Origin of the sequence: Vreelandella salicampi, from assembly GCF_013415105.1 — a bacterium.
Taxonomy (GTDB): Bacteria; Pseudomonadota; Gammaproteobacteria; order Pseudomonadales; family Halomonadaceae; genus Vreelandella; species Vreelandella salicampi.
Map to the genome: position 1 here is coordinate 13,661 of NZ_JACCDF010000006.1, position 16,432 is coordinate 30,092.

Annotated in this window: 15 protein-coding genes and 4 tRNA genes; 11 read left to right on the forward strand and 8 right to left on the reverse strand. The window is 53.6% G+C overall.

Annotated features, from left to right (window positions below):
• Positions 1–73: 73 nt before the first annotated feature.
• Together HZS81_RS08145 and HZS81_RS08150 are read right to left on the reverse strand one after the other, a co-directional pair.
• A complete protein-coding gene (locus tag HZS81_RS08145) occupies positions 74–871 on the reverse strand; it encodes a VOC family protein (RefSeq protein ID WP_179930066.1) in 798 nt (265 codons plus the stop codon).
• 111 nt (positions 872–982) lie between these two features.
• A complete protein-coding gene (locus HZS81_RS08150; protein WP_179930067.1) occupies positions 983–1,246 on the reverse strand; it encodes a GrxA family glutaredoxin in 264 nt (87 codons plus the stop codon).
• A 144-nt stretch (positions 1,247–1,390) separates the two neighbouring features.
• On the opposite strand from HZS81_RS08150, the gene hybE reads away from it, so the two are divergent.
• Together hybE and HZS81_RS08160 are read left to right on the forward strand one after the other, a co-directional pair.
• Positions 1,391–1,819: a [NiFe]-hydrogenase assembly chaperone HybE gene (gene hybE / locus HZS81_RS08155; RefSeq protein WP_338401829.1), complete on the forward strand. Its 429-nt coding sequence runs from the start codon at positions 1,391–1,393 to the stop codon at positions 1,817–1,819.
• Between the two features lie 96 nt (positions 1,820–1,915).
• Positions 1,916–2,689 carry a 3-hydroxybutyrate dehydrogenase gene (locus tag HZS81_RS08160; RefSeq protein ID WP_179930068.1) on the forward strand — a complete coding sequence of 258 codons (774 nt, stop codon included), beginning with the start codon at positions 1,916–1,918 and terminating at the stop codon, positions 2,687–2,689.
• Between the two features lie 53 nt (positions 2,690–2,742).
• Here HZS81_RS08160 and HZS81_RS08165 read toward each other — a convergent pair whose 3' ends face one another.
• Genes HZS81_RS08165 through HZS81_RS08175 form a run of 3 tightly spaced genes read right to left on the reverse strand, consistent with a single transcriptional unit; the run spans position 2,743 to position 5,029 of the window.
• Complete coding sequence (locus tag HZS81_RS08165) at positions 2,743–3,297, reverse strand: response regulator transcription factor (RefSeq protein ID WP_179930069.1); 555 nt, start codon at positions 3,295–3,297, stop codon at positions 2,743–2,745.
• A 38-nt stretch (positions 3,298–3,335) separates the two neighbouring features.
• Positions 3,336–4,610, reverse strand: coding sequence for an ATP-binding protein (locus HZS81_RS08170; RefSeq protein WP_179930070.1), 1,275 nt, complete (start codon positions 4,608–4,610; stop codon positions 3,336–3,338).
• Positions 4,610–5,029, reverse strand: coding sequence for a hypothetical protein (locus HZS81_RS08175; protein ID WP_179930071.1), 420 nt, complete (start codon positions 5,027–5,029; stop codon positions 4,610–4,612). Before HZS81_RS08175 ends, HZS81_RS08170 begins: the two co-directional genes overlap by 1 nt.
• Positions 5,030–5,184: 155 nt before the next feature.
• Here HZS81_RS08175 and pyrC point away from each other — a divergent pair, with 155 nt between their 5' ends.
• Positions 5,185–6,222 carry a dihydroorotase gene (gene pyrC, locus HZS81_RS08180; protein WP_179930072.1) on the forward strand — a complete coding sequence of 346 codons (1,038 nt, stop codon included), beginning with the start codon at positions 5,185–5,187 and terminating at the stop codon, positions 6,220–6,222.
• A 20-nt stretch (positions 6,223–6,242) separates the two neighbouring features.
• Here pyrC and mtnN read toward each other — a convergent pair whose 3' ends face one another.
• Together mtnN and folD are read right to left on the reverse strand one after the other, a co-directional pair.
• Positions 6,243–6,950 (reverse strand): 5'-methylthioadenosine/S-adenosylhomocysteine nucleosidase, encoded by a 708-nt coding sequence (gene mtnN / locus HZS81_RS08185; RefSeq protein ID WP_179930073.1) that lies wholly within the window; start codon positions 6,948–6,950, stop codon positions 6,243–6,245.
• Between the two features lie 59 nt (positions 6,951–7,009).
• Positions 7,010–7,885: a bifunctional methylenetetrahydrofolate dehydrogenase/methenyltetrahydrofolate cyclohydrolase FolD gene (folD, locus tag HZS81_RS08190; RefSeq protein WP_179930074.1), complete on the reverse strand. Its 876-nt coding sequence runs from the start codon at positions 7,883–7,885 to the stop codon at positions 7,010–7,012.
• 188 nt (positions 7,886–8,073) lie between these two features.
• On the opposite strand from folD, the gene HZS81_RS08195 reads away from it, so the two are divergent.
• From HZS81_RS08195 to HZS81_RS08210, 4 genes are all read left to right on the forward strand, one after another.
• Positions 8,074–8,150 (forward strand) — tRNA-Pro (locus HZS81_RS08195).
• 123 nt (positions 8,151–8,273) lie between these two features.
• Positions 8,274–8,350 (forward strand) — tRNA-Arg (locus HZS81_RS08200).
• Between the two features lie 28 nt (positions 8,351–8,378).
• Positions 8,379–8,453: transfer RNA gene (locus HZS81_RS08205), tRNA-His, on the forward strand.
• 42 nt (positions 8,454–8,495) lie between these two features.
• Positions 8,496–8,570: transfer RNA gene (locus HZS81_RS08210), tRNA-His, on the forward strand.
• Between the two features lie 90 nt (positions 8,571–8,660).
• Here HZS81_RS08210 and amt read toward each other — a convergent pair.
• Entirely contained in the window at positions 8,661–12,044 is a 3,384-nt protein-coding gene (amt, locus tag HZS81_RS08215; RefSeq protein WP_179930075.1) for an ammonium transporter, read from the reverse strand.
• A 328-nt stretch (positions 12,045–12,372) separates the two neighbouring features.
• Between amt and HZS81_RS08220 the strand changes: the two genes are divergently transcribed.
• From HZS81_RS08220 to HZS81_RS08235, 4 genes are all read left to right on the forward strand, one after another.
• Positions 12,373–13,617 carry an NAD(P)/FAD-dependent oxidoreductase gene (locus tag HZS81_RS08220; protein ID WP_179930076.1) on the forward strand — a complete coding sequence of 415 codons (1,245 nt, stop codon included), beginning with the start codon at positions 12,373–12,375 and terminating at the stop codon, positions 13,615–13,617.
• 82 nt (positions 13,618–13,699) lie between these two features.
• The gene (locus HZS81_RS08225) at positions 13,700–13,921 is read left to right on the forward strand and encodes a putative motility protein (protein WP_179930077.1); all 222 of its coding nucleotides are present in this window, start codon (positions 13,700–13,702) and stop codon (positions 13,919–13,921) included.
• Positions 13,922–14,039: 118 nt separating this feature from the next.
• Positions 14,040–15,629, forward strand: coding sequence for a peptide chain release factor 3 (locus HZS81_RS08230; protein WP_179930078.1), 1,590 nt, complete (start codon positions 14,040–14,042; stop codon positions 15,627–15,629).
• A 9-nt stretch (positions 15,630–15,638) separates the two neighbouring features.
• The gene (locus tag HZS81_RS08235; protein ID WP_179930079.1) at positions 15,639–16,418 is read left to right on the forward strand and encodes a TatD family hydrolase; all 780 of its coding nucleotides are present in this window, start codon (positions 15,639–15,641) and stop codon (positions 16,416–16,418) included.
• The last annotated feature ends 14 nt before the right edge of the window (positions 16,419–16,432 follow it).

A 16,432-nucleotide genomic window follows, 5' to 3' on the forward strand; every position in this document is an offset into this window, starting at 1 on the left:
CGGCATACGGCAGAGTAAAAGCGATGGCTCAGGCGTAGGTGGCCTAGGTGGCACATAGGTAAAGAAGCGTCACCTACGCCATTTCGCAGCGAGTGTGGTGGGGCAGCAAAAGCTCGGCGACTTGCTCGTAACCATCGCTGACGTGTTTTTGTACCAGCGCCAAGCCGCCTAAACAGACACGGTGCTCATCGCCTTCGGCAAACACGGTTTTTTGCGCGGTGGTGAGGTAGAAGCGGTGATCGAGTAGGTTCGATACCGGAAAAACACCGTGCTGCAAACTGTCGCCTCCGATCAATCCTGCCTCACGCACTTGTTGGTCGAGCGTGGGCAGTGACACTCCTAGCTGTTGGCAATCAAACCCCGCATGGTGAAGGCGTGGTCCCATGACAGAAAGCCAAGCCGCCAGTGGGTGCGCTTCATAGAGGGTTTGGTAGAGCCGCCATGTTGGCATCGGCCAGGGGCGGCCCTGATGAAAAAGCGTATGTGTTTCGCTCTCTGTTGTCGGTGCTTGCTGCATGAGGGCGATAAGCGCATCGCGAGGGGCTTTGCATAACGTGCCGGTTTGTAGCTCCGCCAAGACTAACCAGCTTCCGCCATTTTCGGGAGCCAGTAAGGTGACTAAAAGCCCTTTGTCGGCCATCGCATAATGACTCACCGCTTCATATCCCAGACGCGTCAGCGCCGGCGTGAGATGGCTTATGTCATAGGCGCCATGGTTGAGTGTGAGTAGCGTGAAATAGGCGGGAGGCGTGTCGGTTGGCCAAAGGCGTAACGCCGCAATGTCTGGGTGCGTATGTACGTAATCAAGCCACAGCTCTTGCAGGAACGCCTCGCGCTGTGTCACCCGATGGTGCGCGTTGGGGGAGAGCATGAATTATCCTCACCTAATATGCCGTGTCAGCGCCAATAGAAATGGCGGTTTGGGTCATTATAGGCAAGGCAAAAAAGTCGCGTTCAACGCACGTAAACGCCTGGACGGGTTTTAAGCAGAAAGCGCAGGGTGTTGGCGCACAAACTGCTCGAATTCAGTAAAGCCGCCGATGTGCTCTTGATCAACGAATACCTGAGGGACGGTATGGATGGCTTTACCTGCCGTTTTGGCAATGTCTTCTTTGGTGATCCCTTCCGAGGGCATGTCGATGTAGCGAACGCCGTCTATTTTGCCGCTTTCTTCAAGCTGTTCGGCGAGGCGCTTGGCCATGACACAAAACGGGCAGGAAAGGCGACCGTAAATCACTACGAACATATAAAAACTCCTATTTAGAACGATTTGTTTAGGTTGTATTGTGAACCACGCCTTAACCTTTCTCCAATAGCACTGTGCTACGTGGGTGATTAAACTGAGTTATGGCCTCCATTGTGTTGAGGTAGAGGCGGGAGATGAGAGCCCATGGGTATGCAAACATTAACGGCAGATGAATACGTCACGCTTTCAGAGCGCGCACGACGCTATCGAGATGCTCACCTTAAGACGTTGAAAAAAAAGCCGGAATATAATCCTAAGCTTGGCGTCGATGCTCTATGCTTTCAGCGTTGGCAAGATGATGCACTAGCTGGGAAAGGGCTCGTGGGAGCATTGATTAGCCCATGTGCATTATCGCTAATCGCAATACCCGAGCCAGAAAAGCTGCAGCACCCACCCGATACGCTTTTACTCCATTTGCCGTCGGGGCACTATCGCTTGCAGCATTGCCCGCTAGAAGGCGTCGCCTGGTACCAGAGAATTATCTTAGACGATTTGCGTGGAATCGAAAGCATGCAAGAAGCGGCGCAGCTCGCGCAACAACTGATGGAGCGCTTGATGAAGCCAAGCGCGTAAGCCAGGCAGCTTATGTAATAGAGAAAAACAGTAAGAGAGTAAAACCACAGAAATACACCCAATGCTTTTTTCGCATTAGCCATTAAGAGGCAGCTTATGACAGCAACGAACAATACAACACCCCGTGTCGCCTTGGTAACTGGGACAAGCAGCGGCATTGGTGAAGCCGTGGTCAAAAAGTTTTGTGATCTGGGCCATCAAGTGTTAGCCGTTGACTATAACCCGGCAGGTAAAGATATCGCGGAAGCCGCTGGCGCTGCGTTTTTCAAAGCGGATCTCACCGATCCGAATGCGTGCCGTGCTGCTGTTGATGAGGCCGTTAAGCGCTTTGGGGGAGTTGATATCCTGGTGAATAACGCAGGCATTCAGCACGTGGCGCCGATTGAAGAGTTTCCTGAGCAGAAATGGCGTCAAATCATCGATTTGATGCTTACTGCGCCTTTTCTTCTCTCTCAAGCCGCTTGGCCTTCCATGCGCGAGGGAGGCTGGGGACGCATTATTAATGTGGCCTCTGTGCATGCGCAGGTGGCCTCACCGGGTAAATCTGCTTATATCAGCGCCAAGCATGGGATGATTGGCCTTACCAAAACGGCCGCGTTAGAAGGTGGCGAGCAGGGAATTACCGCCAATGCTATTTGCCCCGCCTATGTGAAAACGCCGCTAGTGGATAATCAGATCGCTGATCAAGCCAAAATGCATGGCATGGAAGAGCAGGAAGTGATTGAGAAGATCATGCTCAAAAATGCGGCGGTCAAGCGCTTAATCGACCCTGCCGAAGTGGCGGAGATGGTTGCCTATTTAAGCTCAGATATGGCCGGCGCGGTGACCGGCTCAAGCTGGAATATCGATTTGGGCTGGACGGCACAATAACCCTACGTATTGGTAGGCGAGTATTCGACGCAACCCCGCTCACTAGCGGGGTTTTAGCGTCTGACGGGGCGTTTTTGCAATTTGCGTTGTAGCGTGCGGCGGTGCATGCCTAAAGCGCGGGCTGTGGCCGAAATATTGCCATCGTGCTCTTGCAAGACCTTTTGAATATGCTCCCACGTGATGCGATTGACTGACGGTGGGTTCTCTGCCACCTCGGCATCCGGGTCGCCTTCTTGCCGCTCAAAGGCATTGAGCACATCATCGGCATCGGCTGGTTTGCACAGATAGTTGACCGCACCTAGCTTGATCGCCTCAACCGCCGTTGCAATGCTGGAGTAACCGGTCAATACCACTACCCGGCACTTGGGTGAGGCAGCCAATAGGCCTGGCAAAAGCTTTAGCCCCGAGCTTTGCTCAAGCTTTAAATCCAGGGTCGCCATGGTGGGCATTTCTGAGGCTGCTAGCGTAAGCGCCTGGTCAGCATCGTGTGCAACGCTCACCTGGTAGCCGCGGCGAGTTAATGCCCGACTCAACACATGACAAAACATTTCGTCGTCATCGATGATGAGCAGGCGTTGGTCTCGTGTCGATGTCGTTATGGTAGGCATAGCGTCCTCAGTAAGTCATCAGCGGGGCGTTGCAAATATTAAGTCGATGGGGGTGAGCTGCGCGGCAAAATTACCTCGGTTAACGTCCCACCTTCCGGGTGATTATACAGGCTCACCCCTCCGCCTAAGCGATTGATTGTTGCATGAGTGAGAAATAGGCCAATACCCATGCCTTTGCTTTTGGTGGACACAAAAGTATCGCCTAATTGATCGGCAATGGAGAGCGAAATACCCGGCCCATGGTCGCGAATATCAATGATGACGCTATCATCCTGCCAATCAAGGCGGATGGCAATTTGCTCTGGGTTCGCGTCGGCGGCGTTGTTGAGCAAGTTGGTGAGTGCTTGGTCAAGGGTCGCATCGACCGCAAGCCAAGGGCGTCCACGACGTTCAGCGACATCTAGCTGGTGGCTAACGTCCGGGCGCAGAACTAGCCAGCGCTGAACTACCTCGGCCAGCCACTGTTGCGCATCGCGCACCTCAGGCACCGCCATACGCCGACGGTCGGCATGAGAAACTAAATGCTGTAAACGAGACTTGCAGGTATCCACTTGCCGGCGCAGAAGTGCAATGTCTTCTCCCAGCGGCGAGCTGGCATCGACTTCGTTTTCCATTTCGTTAAGCAGCACCGCCATAGTGGAAAGCGGCGTGCCGAGTTCATGGGCGGTTCCCGCCGCTTGAGTGGCTACCGCCAGCACTTGTTCGTTTCGCAGTGCCGCTTCGCGGGTGCGTGAAAGCGCCTGGTCGCGACGTCGCAACGCGTCCGCCATCTTGTAAATGAAAAAGGTCACTAGCCCAGCTGAAAGGCCAAAATTAAGCCACATACCCAATACGTGCAGACTTAAGGGGCTATCGCTATTGATATGGCCTAGTTGGGGTATGGCGTGGTAGTGAAACATCAGAAGGCTATAACCTGTCATGGCCACTAGCGCGATGATCCATGAATGCCGCCAGGGCAACGTTGCCGCGGCGATTGTGACAGGTACGAGGTAATAGGTGACAAACGGGTTCGTCGCCCCGCCGGTAAAATAGAACAGTAGCGTGAGACCGGCGATATCCGCGAGAAGGTGGAGAAGATACTCGCTATGGTCGACCGCGCGTGGCCGCCCCAACCGCCACCAGGTGATGATATTGAGTGCACCCATGGCAATCACAACGCTGACCACGGCCAGTACGGGCAGCTCAAAGGCAAGTAGCTCGACGCCGACAATAATCGCGATGAGGAAGCCCGTCCACGTAATACCGCGAACGATGGTCAAGCGTACCAGGTTGCGGTTAGGTGTGGAGAGTGGCAATAGCAGTTCGGTGGGCATTAGGCTTTCTTAGCACTTTTGACGCTATGAATGACAAACTTCACCAGCAGCGTCACAACGAAAGTGAGCCAGCCGGCAGAGGCGAGAATATTCACCGCTAACATTTTGGGCGGTAGCCACGCCCCGCCAAATAGGGCGTCGAGCAAGATGTGGAAAAACATAGCCAGAAGTAGTGGCAGGCCGAGTAGGTGAATCCACATATCCGTACGTCGCTTGCGCACGTGGTAGCGGCGTATGAGTAGCCGAAAAGGGCGATGTACCCAGCTGAAAAACACTAACGTGGCGATCAACAGTATGGCAGCGAGCGTGGGCTCTGGGTTGCCTTGATAGATCGAGAGGGTGATGGACCATCCCAGCGCAAGCCACATAAGCCCCTCTAGGCTAGCGATGACATCCGCATAGCGCCTCACGTTATGCATAAAGCTTCTTTCCTTACGAGCGTTTGATGAGACAATGATACGACAATTGACTGGCGCTGTGGGGCTGATCAGTGCGGCGATTTCACCCATGCGGGGATTGGGTATACTGTGCGCTCGATTGTTTATTGATTTGTAGCAGACTAATAGGAACCGACGTGGAAACCATTACTTTAACGCGCCCCGACGATTGGCACCTTCACCTACGCGATGACAACGCGCTGAACGCTGTGGTTGGGCACAGTGCCGCGCAAATGGGGCGCGCTATTATCATGCCCAATTTAACACCACCGGTGACAACCACGGAACAGGCGCTGGCGTATCGCGAGCGTATCTTGCAAGCACTACCAGACGGAAGTGCTTTTGAGCCGCTGATGACGCTGTATCTTACCGATACCACGCCACCTGAAGAGATCGAGCGTGCCCTGGCAAGCGGTGTTATCAAAGCCGTAAAGCTGTACCCGGCAGGCGCGACGACCAACTCTGACTCCGGCGTAACGGATCTTCGCCACTGCGATGCCACCATAGCGGCGATGGCTAAAGCGGGGATGCCGCTTTTGGTACATGGCGAAGTGACCGATAGCGATATTGATATTTTCGACCGTGAAGCGGTCTTTATCGAGCGCGTGTTGAAGCCGCTTCTTGAGCGTCACCCCACGCTAAAGCTGGTTTGCGAGCACATCACCACCGAGCAGGCGGCTGAGTTTGTCACGCAAGCCCCGGATAATGTGGCAGCGACAATGACAGCGCACCATCTTCTCTTTAACCGCAATCAGATGTTGGTGGGAGGCATTCGTCCACACTATTACTGCCTGCCGATTCTTAAGCGCGAGCGCCACCGCCAAGCATTACTAAAGGCGGCCACGTCGGGCAATGCTAAGTTTTTCCTCGGCACGGACAGCGCTCCGCACGCCCAAGGTGCTAAAGAATCAAGCTGCGGCTGCGCTGGCGCCTATACTGCACCGGCGGCGATTGAGCTTTATGCAACGGCGTTCGAGCAAGCAGGCGCCCTTGAGCACCTAGAAGCCTTTGCTAGCCTGAATGGCCCGCGTTTTTATGGCCTGTCCGCTAATGCCGATAGCATTACGCTGGAGCGCCAGGCTTGGCAGCTACCTGAGAGCTACCCGTATGGGGACGGTCAGCGTATCGTGCCGTTGCAAGCAGGGGAAACATTGGCCTGGAAGCAAGTGAACTAACCTATGGCGCCCTCGGCGCGTTAGGCTGAGCCTATCTGACGCAACATCTGATCGACCATTTTTGACGAATGCGCGGCGGCGATATCCAGAAACTCCTCAAAAGAGAGATGGTTGTCACCGCTGCCCGGAATGTCAGAAAGCGCACGGATGACCACAAAGGGGCACCCGAAAAGGTGACAGGTTTGGGCGATGGCGGCGGCTTCCATTTCCACGGCGAGCATGGTAGGGAAAAGCGTGCGCGTTCGCTCGACGCGTTCTGGGTCTGCCATGAAACTGTCGCCGGTAGCGATCATGCCTTCTTTGACGTTGACTTCATTTAGCGCTTGAACGGCGCGGCGCGCTTCATTGCGCAGCCCTGGGTCTGCCGCGAACGCCGCGGGCATGCCCGGCACTTGGCCCATTTCATAGCCAAAGGCAGTTACATCGACGTCGTGATGGCGAACTTCGTCAGAAATAATCACATCGCCAATGGCCAATTCCATGGCAAAGCCACCTGCTGAGCCGGTGTTTATCACGGCCTCAGGTTGATAGCGCTCGAGTAGTACAGCCGTGCCAACCGCCGCGTTTACTTTACCGATACCGGACTGCAGAATAATCACGTCCAAACCGTGGCGCTCGCCGCGATAAAACGTAAAACCGGCATGGTCGTGGCGCTCAGCGTTGGTAAGCTGTTCGGCCAGAATAGCCACTTCTTGCGCCATGGCGCCGATGATTCCAATTCGCTTCACAAATTCGTCTCCGTTATCTGTTGCGTCTAACCTGCCCCTGGTTTTTAAAGGCGCGAGGGTTATGTTTGTATCGTGATCCCTGAAGGGTCGTGTTGCTCAGCGGCTTCAAGGGTATTTTCCAGCAGGGTGGCAACGGTCATTGGACCAACGCCGCCAGGGACGGGAGTGATATAGCTCGCGCGTGCGGCAGCTGCTTCAAAGTCGACGTCGCCAATCAAGCGGCCATCATCTTGGCGGTTAATACCCACGTCTATCACGATTGCGCCAGGTTTGATCCATTCACCTTTGACGATGCCGGGCTTGCCCACAGCAACAACAACCAAATCCGCGCGCTGGATGTGATCGGCTAAATCGCGGGTAAAGCGATGGCATACGGTTGTCGTGCAGCCGGCGAGCATAAGCTCTAATGCCATTGGGCGTCCGACAATGTTGGAGGCACCGATGACCGTGGCATCAAGGCCACGCACGGGCAAACCGCTTTTCTCCAGTAGGGTCATAATGCCTTTGGGCGTACACGGACGTAGAGCAGGCGTGCGTTGCGCGAGGCGGCCAAGGTTGTAAGGGTGAAAACCATCAACGTCTTTGCTGGGCAGAATACGCTCTAGGATTGGGCGCGAGTCCATGTGATCAGGAAGCGGCAGCTGGACCAAAATACCATCCACTGCCGGATCTGCATTGAGTTGATCGACCAGCGCCTCAAGCGCTTCTTGCGTAGTGGTGGCGGGCAGTTCATGTTGAAAGGAGTGAATGCCGGCTTTCTCGCAAGCGCGATGCTTGTTGTTCACATAGATTTGAGATGCAGGATCAGCGCCCACCAGTACAACCGCTAAACCCGGCGCTCGAGCGCCCGTGTTAAGGCGCGCTTTAATATTAGCCGTCACGGTTTCGCGTACGTCAGCGGCGATGGCTTTACCATCGATGAGTTGGGCGGTCATTAATGCAATCCCCGTCAGTGAAAAAAAGCCTGGATGTAAAAGCACTTGGTGATGTAATTTTCGCATGCCAGGGCGGTAAGGCAAAGCAAGATAATGTATTCGCGTATTAGTGGTTGACTTTAAAATTAAAAAACGTAATATATGCCTCGCTTGAGGCGAGCCATGCGGCAACGTCTAGGTTGTTAATTCGGGATGTAGCGCAGTCTGGTAGCGCGCCTGCTTTGGGAGCAGGATGTCGGGGGTTCGAATCCCTCCATCCCGACCATACCTAACGTGGAAGGTGGTGTTTTGCTTTTCCAAGTTGTGGTTTAGTGCTTTCAATCTGTTTAGATTAATTCCTGTTAAGCGTTCGATCTATTCAGGCTTGGTCTAACAAGATTTCGCGAGTGCGCCCATAGCTCAATCGGATAGAGCAACGGCCTTCTAAGCCGTAGGTTGCAGGTTCGAATCCTGCTGGGCGCGCCAGTCGCACCTGTTCAAATTTGCTTTTATGGTGGATGTAGCTCAGTGGTAGAGCCCCGGATTGTGGCTCCGGTGGTCGTGGGTTCGATCCCCATCATCCACCCCATAAAGCGCTTTATAAGCACATTTTGTAAAAAACTAGGTTATGGTGGATGTAGCTCAGTGGTAGAGCCCCGGATTGTGGCTCCGGTGGTCGTGGGTTCGATCCCCATCATCCACCCCATTACCTTTCTTTTCTCTCCTGTTATTCCCTTATTTTTCCTCTTTGCTTTAAATCCATTGCCTTCCTGGATGTTTTTTGCGTGTCTACGTTTTAGCGTGGCATCATTTTTATGTCTGCCTGGGCAAGCGCTGTTAGTGGCTGCGGTTTTCCCCATAAGTACCCCTGTGCGTAGTCGATGTTGAGCTCAACCAACACTTCGAGTGTTGCTTGCGTTTCGACAAATTCAGCAATAGTGGCGATATTGAGTGTTTTTCCCACGGAGTGAATGGCTTCCACCATGGCACGATCAATCGGGTCTTGATGAATGTGGCGGATAAAATGGCCATCTATTTTAAGAAAATCGACCGGCAGCTGCTTTAAGTAGCTAAACGATGATAGGCCAGTGCCAAAATCATCGAGAGCAAAGTAACAGCCTAATGCTTTGAGTTGGATGATCAGTTCGCTAACGCGAGAGAGTTGTGCAATAGCGGCGCTCTCGGTGACTTCAAAGCAGAGTGAGCCTGATGGGAGGTTGGCCTTGGTTACCTGCTTAATCAGGTCTTCGCAAAAGGCCGGATCGGATAACGATGCGCCGGAAAGGTTAATCCCCCAGCATGATAGTGCATCAGGGGCTGCTTGGCGGTAGTAATCGCTTAACCAGGCGAGGGTGTTTTTCACTACCCAGCGGTCAATTTTTGGCATCAGATGGTAGCGCTCTGCCGCAGGCAAAAAACTACCGGGGCTGATGATTTGCCCGTTCTCTTCAAGGCGCAACAAAATTTCATGGTAAGCTGGCGTATTGGCGCTGACCGCGACGATAGGCTGGGCAAAGAGACGAAAAGCATCTGCATCTAACCCACGTTGTAAGCGCTGTACCCACTGTAGCTCGCCATGGCGCTCCATCAGAGTGCTATCACTACGTTCATAGCAATGCACACGATTACGCCCCGATTCTTTGGCCGCATAACAGGCGATATCGGCCGCCTGGAGCGCTTGGTTGAGTGACATGGGTGCGCCTGAGACGATGGGCACAATGCCAATACTGGTGCCAATGCTGAAGGTATGAGATTGCCAAGCAAAACGGTAGCTCTCAATCTCTTTCCGCAGCGCTTCGGTAATCCGGGAGGCATTGGAAAGCGGGCAGTTTGGTAGAAATATGGCGAATTCATCACCGCCTAAACGAGCGACGGTATCGCTGCCACGCACATGGGATTTCATCTTTTGTGCGACTTGGCGCAAAAGCTCATCTCCCGCCAAGTGCCCGCAGGTATCGTTGACGATTTTAAACTGGTCAAGATCGATATAGCAGAGTACGTGGTCGCAACCGTCGTTGGCGTCAAGCAGCGTTGCTAATGTGGTTTCGAACGCGCGGCGATTCATTAATCCCGTCAGCGCATCGTGACTAGCTTGATAGGTTAGTTGAGCCGATAAATCGCGGGTAAGGCTTACATCTTGAAATACCACCACAACACCGAGGGTTAAACCTTCCTGAGAGCGAATTGGGGCAGCACTGTTTTGGATGGGGGTGCGACCTTCATCGCGGTTCAGCAGCAAGCAGTGAGTGTCAGACTGTAATGATTTACCATGATTGAGCACTAGGCGGGCAGGGTTGGCGAGGTGCGTGCCGCTTTCTTCGTCAGCTAGGCGATAAATCTGATGAATCGGTTTTCCCTGGGCTTCATCAAGCTGCCAGCCGGTTAGGCGGCGGGCTTCGGCATTGATGAAGGTGATGCAGCCGCTAGCATCAGTTGTGATAACGCCGTCGTTAATGGAGGCAAGTGTCGTACGCGCTAGGTCGCGTTCACGGTTTAACTGTTCCTGAAGTAAGCGTTGTTCCGTGATGTCCCTGACCATGCCGGAGTGTTCCGACGCCGAACCATCAGCACCTTCGCTGATCTGAATTTCAAGATAGCGAACTTCTTGCGTGGCGGTACGCAGCTTGAGTTCGCCCCGGCTACCGGGAGCAAGCGTGATGTCGGACAAAATATTCGTAACGGGCTTGCCGATAAGCGCTGTTGCTTTTACATCAAACAGCTTTTCGGCGCCTGGGTTGAACCCTGTAACCGTGCCATCGGCTTGCCAGGTAATCACACCGTCACGCAGGTTTCTCAGCATCACGCGGGTATGCGCCACAGCGCTTTCCATGGCGGCGCACACGCGGTTATAACTTGTCGCAATTTCGCCGACTTCGGTAAAAGGGTCGGCATCAATACGCGCTTGAACATCGCCTTGTTGTTCATGATGACGCATATGTGCGAGTAGTTGTGCTAACTCGTTGGTGGCGCCGTGCTCGGCAAGATTGAGGCCCATTTTTTCCGCTTCCCAGCTGACACGTAGCGGTAAAAAAGTGGCGGTAATACGCAAAAGCAGCCAGGCGATACCAAAGCTCCACAAACCACAGGCGACGACCCCAAATAGCTGCACCCCAAATTGCGCGCTACGAGAGAGGCCAGTGCCCAGTGCGGGAAGGTCGGCAAACCACACGAACGCCAAAGTGCCCCAGATACCAGACACCAAATGGGCGGGGATGGCCCCGACAGCATCATCAATGTGCTTTTTAAGCAGCCATTCATTGGCAAAGACCATCAGAACGCCGCTTACTGCCCCGAGAAAGAAAGCCGCACCGAGTGAAATGACGTGCGCCCCCGCAGTTACCGCCACCAGGCCGGCGATGGCTCCATTAAGCGCATACATGACATCGGCATAACGTCGTACCCGCCAACCGATAAGTAACGCCGATAGAATACCGCCAACAGCACCTAAAATAGTGTTAGCCAGAATGCCAGGGATGCGTGCGTCGATCCCAAGCGTGCTGCCACCGTTGAAACCGAACCAGCCTAAAATCATGAACAAAGCGCCAAGCATGGCGAGGGGGAGATTGCCGGCCGGGAAATAGGTTGGCGGTTTATCTTTGTGAAAGCGTCCCCGACGCGCCCCGATAAAAATCACGGCTGCCAGGGCAACCCAGCCGCCGACGCTGTGGACGACCGTGGCACCGGCAAAATCAACAAATCCTAAGGCTTCTAGCCAACCGGGATTGCCGCTCGCGACACCGCCCCATGCCCAATGACCGAAAAAGGGATAAATCAGTATGGCCACCCAGAAAGAGAGCCAAAGATAGCCAATGAATGGCATGCGCTCCGCCACGGCACCTGCCACGATGGTGGCGGCCGTGGCGCAAAACATGGCTTGGAAGATAAACAGGGTGAGTAGCCAGCTCTCGTTAGCCGATAACGCCCAGCCAAAGTGCGAGGTGCCAAACCAGCCAGATTGAGAGGCGCCAAACATAATCCCAAAACCTGCTAGCCAAAAGACGCTGATGGCGACGGCAAAATCGGCGATATTTTTCATCGCGACGTTGATGGCGTTTTTGCTGCGCGTGGTGCCTGCTTCGATACACAAAAAGCCGGCCTGCATAACAAAGACCAAGGCGGCGGCCCATAACACCCAAAGGGAATCAATGAGTGAGGTATCCATGAGCAGTCGTTCTGGCATGGTAGCTTCTCCATAAGCGTGCATGAGCTGCACTAATTAAGTGCAAAAAGTACCGCTTGCTTGATGCGTGGCAGTGTCAACGCTCAACTAAAGTTGAAACAATAAGCGCTGGTTGCTATTAATTTTGCAAAAGGCGTGCCGCCAATAGTCGTTATGGCTGATTTTTTTGCTTTTTAAGCAATTTTTTCCTTTTTATTAATTAAATACAGTTATTTGATCTATTTAATTGCGTAAAAAATGGTGCTAATTTCTATAGATATGAAAATTCCTAGCGCTAATAAATACACTTGGGTTAGGTAGGCCACGTCACACGAACAGGAAGCACATTATGGCGCGTCGCAGCATCGTTTTAGGAGCAGGCATGATCGGTGTCAGTATCGCTTGGCATTTGGCCAAGCGTGGCCATGAAGTCACGTTAGTCGACCGCCGCGAGCCGGGAAGGGAAACCTCATTTGGCAATGCCGGTATTATCCAGCGAGAAGCTGTGCGCCCTTATGCGTTCCCGCGTGATATGAAAACGTTATTAGGCGTGCTGCCCAATCGTCGTGTGGATATCCGCTATCGCCCAGGCGGTATGATTCATGCGGCTTCTCCACTTTTACGGTACTGGCTGAATTCAGCTCCCAAAGTGTATCAACACATCGTGCCGGAGTACGCATCGTTGATTCAGCTCTGCTTAGACGCTCATGCACCTATGATCGAGGCAGCGGGGGCTGAACACTTGATCAGGAAACAGGGGTTTTTGGAGCTGTTTCGCTCTCAATCGAGCTTGGATAAACGCCTAAAAGAGGCTGCAGAAAACAAAGAACGTTTTGGTGTGGCGTATCAGTACCTTGATCGTACCTCGCTTGCCGTGAAAGAGCCGGATATCAGTGACGACATCGTTGGGGCGATTCACTGGCTTGACCCTTGGACGGTAGCCGACCCCGGCGCCTTGGTGGCCGCCTATGCAGAGGCATTCAAGGTGAGCGGCGGGCACGTACTACAAAGTGAGGTAAGGGATTTATCTCAGGGCGATGATGCAATATGGGACGTGCAGACCGAAAACGAGACGCTTCAAGCGGATGATCTCGTTATCGCACTTGGGCCATGGTCAGGGCGTTGGCTTAAGCCGCTGGGATATCACTTTCCCACTTTTGTTAAACGTGGCTACCACATGCACTACGGTAGCCAAGGGAAAGCCCATCTCAATCATTGGGTCATGGATGCAGACGTTGGCTATCTGTTGGCGCCTATGCGGGCCGGTATTCGCCTGACCACCGGGGCAGAGTTGGAAGATTTAGAGGCACCGGCACATGTATCGCAGCTTGCCTCCGCAGAAAAAGCAGCGCGTGGATTGTTCCCGCTGGGTGAACGACGTGACGATGTGCCCTGGAAAGGGGCGCGTCCTTGCCTACCCGACATGAAGCCGGTGATCAGCCCAGCGCCGCAGCATAAAGGCTTATGGCTCGCGTTTGGGCATGGGCACCAAGGCTTTACTTTGGGGCCGGCGACGGGGCAGTTGCTGGCGGATATGATGGAAGGGCAACCAACCGCTATTGATATGGCACCCTTTAAAGCAAACCGTTTCTAAAAGTGGTGGCAAAGCTTTTGCGCATACATGCTAGCTCTGCTAATGTAACTAATACATTTATTGTACAGAAAAGGAGGCAGCAATGGATGCTTCTGTCAGCAATGCGGTAAGCACTTCTCTCTATATGAACCAAGCGCAAACTGCCCAGCAAGCGCAAATGCAGGTGTTTAGGGAAGCGCTGGATAATCAAGAACAGCAAGTGTCTGCCCTGATGGAATCTGCGACGGCAGGTACGGGATCAGATCAAGGCTCGAACCTTGCGTCTGAAGGTAACTTGGGTACTCAGGTTAATACTTACGCCTAGGTCTACTAAACCTTAACGCAAGCACGCAAAGCGCCAGCTGATATAGCTGGCGCTTTGCGTTAGAATACGCGTTAGATAATACTTTCTTATTGACCTAATTTACCCGCCAGAGAGTCTAATGTCCGACGCTAAAGTCGCCCAAGAAGCCGGGCTCAGAAGAACCTTCGCGATCATTTCGCACCCCGATGCAGGTAAAACGACCATTACCGAGAAAATGCTACTGTTCGGGAATGCCATTCAAATGGCGGGCTCGGTGAAGAGTAAGCGTAATGATCGCCATGCGACCTCCGATTGGATGAAAATGGAGCAGGAGCGGGGGATCTCGGTGACGACCTCTGTGATGCAGTTCCCTTACGCTGGACGTATCGTTAACCTGCTCGACACGCCGGGGCACGAAGACTTCTCTGAGGACACTTACCGTACCCTCACGGCGGTGGATTCCGCACTGATGGTTATCGACGGGGCCAAAGGTGTTGAGGGCCGCACCATCAAACTGATGGAAGTGTGTCGCCTGCGCACGACTCCTATTCTTACCTTTATCAATAAAATGGATCGTGATATTCGCGACCCGATTGAGGTGATGGACGAGGTCGAAACGGTACTTAATATCCAGTGCGCGCCAATGACGTGGCCGATTGGTATGGGGCGCCATTTCAGGGGCGTTTACCATCTCTATAACGACACTATTCATCTCTACACTCAAGGCCAGGGCAGCCGTATTCCTGATGACAAGCGCATCGAAGGCTTGGACAACCCTGAGGTAGATGAAGTGCTCGGCGAAGATCAGGCCGAAGAGCTGCGCATGGAAGTGGAGCTGGTACGCGGCGCATCGCATGAGTTCGATTTGGAGTCGTATCGCCGGGGTGAGCTGACACCGGTCTACTTTGGTACTGCGATGGGTAACTTTGGCGTACGCGAAATGCTCGACGGCTTTGTCGAGTACGCCCCGGCGCCGCAGCCACGGGAGACCGATACCCGCGAGGTGCCGGCAGAAGACGAGCGATTTACTGGTTTCGTTTTCAAGATTCAGGCCAATATGGACCCGAATCATCGCGACCGTATTGCTTTCTTGCGTGTCTGCTCGGGTAAGTACGACAAGAATATGAAGATGCGTCACGTGCGGATTGGTAAAGATGTCAAAATTGCCGACGCGCTCACCTTTATGGCGTCGGATCGCTCTCAGGTGGAAGAAGCCTGGCCGGGCGATATTATTGGCCTGCACAACCACGGCACGATCCAAATTGGCGACACCTTCACTCAGGGTGAAGACATGCGCTTCACCGGTATTCCTCACTTTGCGCCGGAGCTGTTTAAGCGCGTACGGTTGAAAGATCCGTTGAAGATGAAAGCACTGCAAAAAGGCTTGCAGCAGCTCTCAGAAGAGGGGGCGACTCAGGTGTTCATGCCGCTGGATAATAACGATCTGATTCTCGGCGCCGTGGGTACCTTGCAGTTTGATGTGGTCGCCCACCGGCTGAAAGAAGAGTACAAGGTAGATTGCGTTTACGAAGCCGTGAACGTTAACACAGCCCGCTGGGTTTACTGCGAAGATGCCAAAATGTTGGAAGAGTTTAAGCGAAAAGCGAGCGCCAATCTGGCGATCGATGGTGGTGGTTATTTAACCTATATCGCGCCGACGCGGGTGAACCTTCAGATGACGCAAGAGCGCTGGCCGGATATTCGCTTCCAGCCCACACGCGAGCACTAATCACTTCCTATGCTGGTCGACGCCCATTGCCATCTGGATTTTTCCGATTTTGACGCTGACCGCGAGGCAGTCTTCGTGCGGGCAAAGGGTGAGGGCGTTCAGCATTTTGTCGTGCCGGGGACGATGCGCTCACGCTGGAAAAATGTGCTAGCGCTTGGGCAGCGTGACGAGGTGAGTATTGGCCTGGGGCTACATCCCTATTTTATTCAAGCGCATCAGGAGAAAGACATTGATGCACTTGAATCGATGCTGGATGAGAACACCCAGATCATTGCTATCGGAGAGTGCGGTATTGACGCACGCTTTAGCGATACCTGGGAGCCACAGTGGCAGTTTTTCAATGCGCAGCTTCGCTTAGCTAAATCACGCAAGCTGCCCGTGATTATTCATTGTGTACAAGCTAACGACCAGGTAGCCAAGCGCTTGCGCCAGCTCAAACTCCCCGCTGGCGGTTTGATTCACGCCTTTTCCGGCTCACCCGAACAGGCAAAGGCATTTATCGATCTGGGCTTTGTGTTAGGGCTTGGGGGAGCGGCAACCTACCCGCGAGCGAAGCGGTTACAGCGTGCCATCAAATCACTGCCAGGTGATGCTTTTGTACTGGAAACCGATAGTCCGGATATGCCGCTTTGCGGGCAGCAAGGTAAGCGCAATGAGCCTGCTAATGTGGCTACGGTATGCCGCCACGTGGCAGCGCTACGCGAGCAATCTAACGCCGCGATAGCGAACGCCAGCACTAAAACGGCAACGCAATTGTTTACGCTGCCACTTGAACCGCCGCTCTCTTAGTTCGTCGTTCTCTT

Bases quoted from the DNA above. Each gene is read 5' to 3' on its own strand.
- HZS81_RS08220 (WP_179930076.1), top strand. From the start codon at position 12,373: ATGGCGCGTCGCAGCATCGTTTTAGGAGCAGGCATGATCGGTGTCAGT.
- amt (WP_179930075.1), bottom strand. From the start codon at position 12,044: ATGCCAGAACGACTGCTCATGGATACCTCACTCATTGATTCCCTTTGG.
- hybE (WP_338401829.1), top strand. From the start codon at position 1,391: ATGGGTATGCAAACATTAACGGCAGATGAATACGTCACGCTTTCAGAG.
- HZS81_RS08175 (WP_179930071.1), bottom strand. From the start codon at position 5,029: ATGCATAACGTGAGGCGCTATGCGGATGTCATCGCTAGCCTAGAGGGG.
- HZS81_RS08235 (WP_179930079.1), top strand. From the start codon at position 15,639: ATGCTGGTCGACGCCCATTGCCATCTGGATTTTTCCGATTTTGACGCT.
- HZS81_RS08225 (WP_179930077.1), top strand. From the start codon at position 13,700: ATGGATGCTTCTGTCAGCAATGCGGTAAGCACTTCTCTCTATATGAAC.
- HZS81_RS08160 (WP_179930068.1), top strand. From the start codon at position 1,916: ATGACAGCAACGAACAATACAACACCCCGTGTCGCCTTGGTAACTGGG.
- folD (WP_179930074.1), bottom strand. From the start codon at position 7,885: ATGACCGCCCAACTCATCGATGGTAAAGCCATCGCCGCTGACGTACGC.
- HZS81_RS08170 (WP_179930070.1), bottom strand. From the start codon at position 4,610: ATGCCCACCGAACTGCTATTGCCACTCTCCACACCTAACCGCAACCTG.
- HZS81_RS08165 (WP_179930069.1), bottom strand. From the start codon at position 3,297: ATGCCTACCATAACGACATCGACACGAGACCAACGCCTGCTCATCATC.
- HZS81_RS08150 (WP_179930067.1), bottom strand. From the start codon at position 1,246: ATGTTCGTAGTGATTTACGGTCGCCTTTCCTGCCCGTTTTGTGTCATG.
- HZS81_RS08230 (WP_179930078.1), top strand. From the start codon at position 14,040: ATGTCCGACGCTAAAGTCGCCCAAGAAGCCGGGCTCAGAAGAACCTTC.
- HZS81_RS08145 (WP_179930066.1), bottom strand. From the start codon at position 871: ATGCTCTCCCCCAACGCGCACCATCGGGTGACACAGCGCGAGGCGTTC.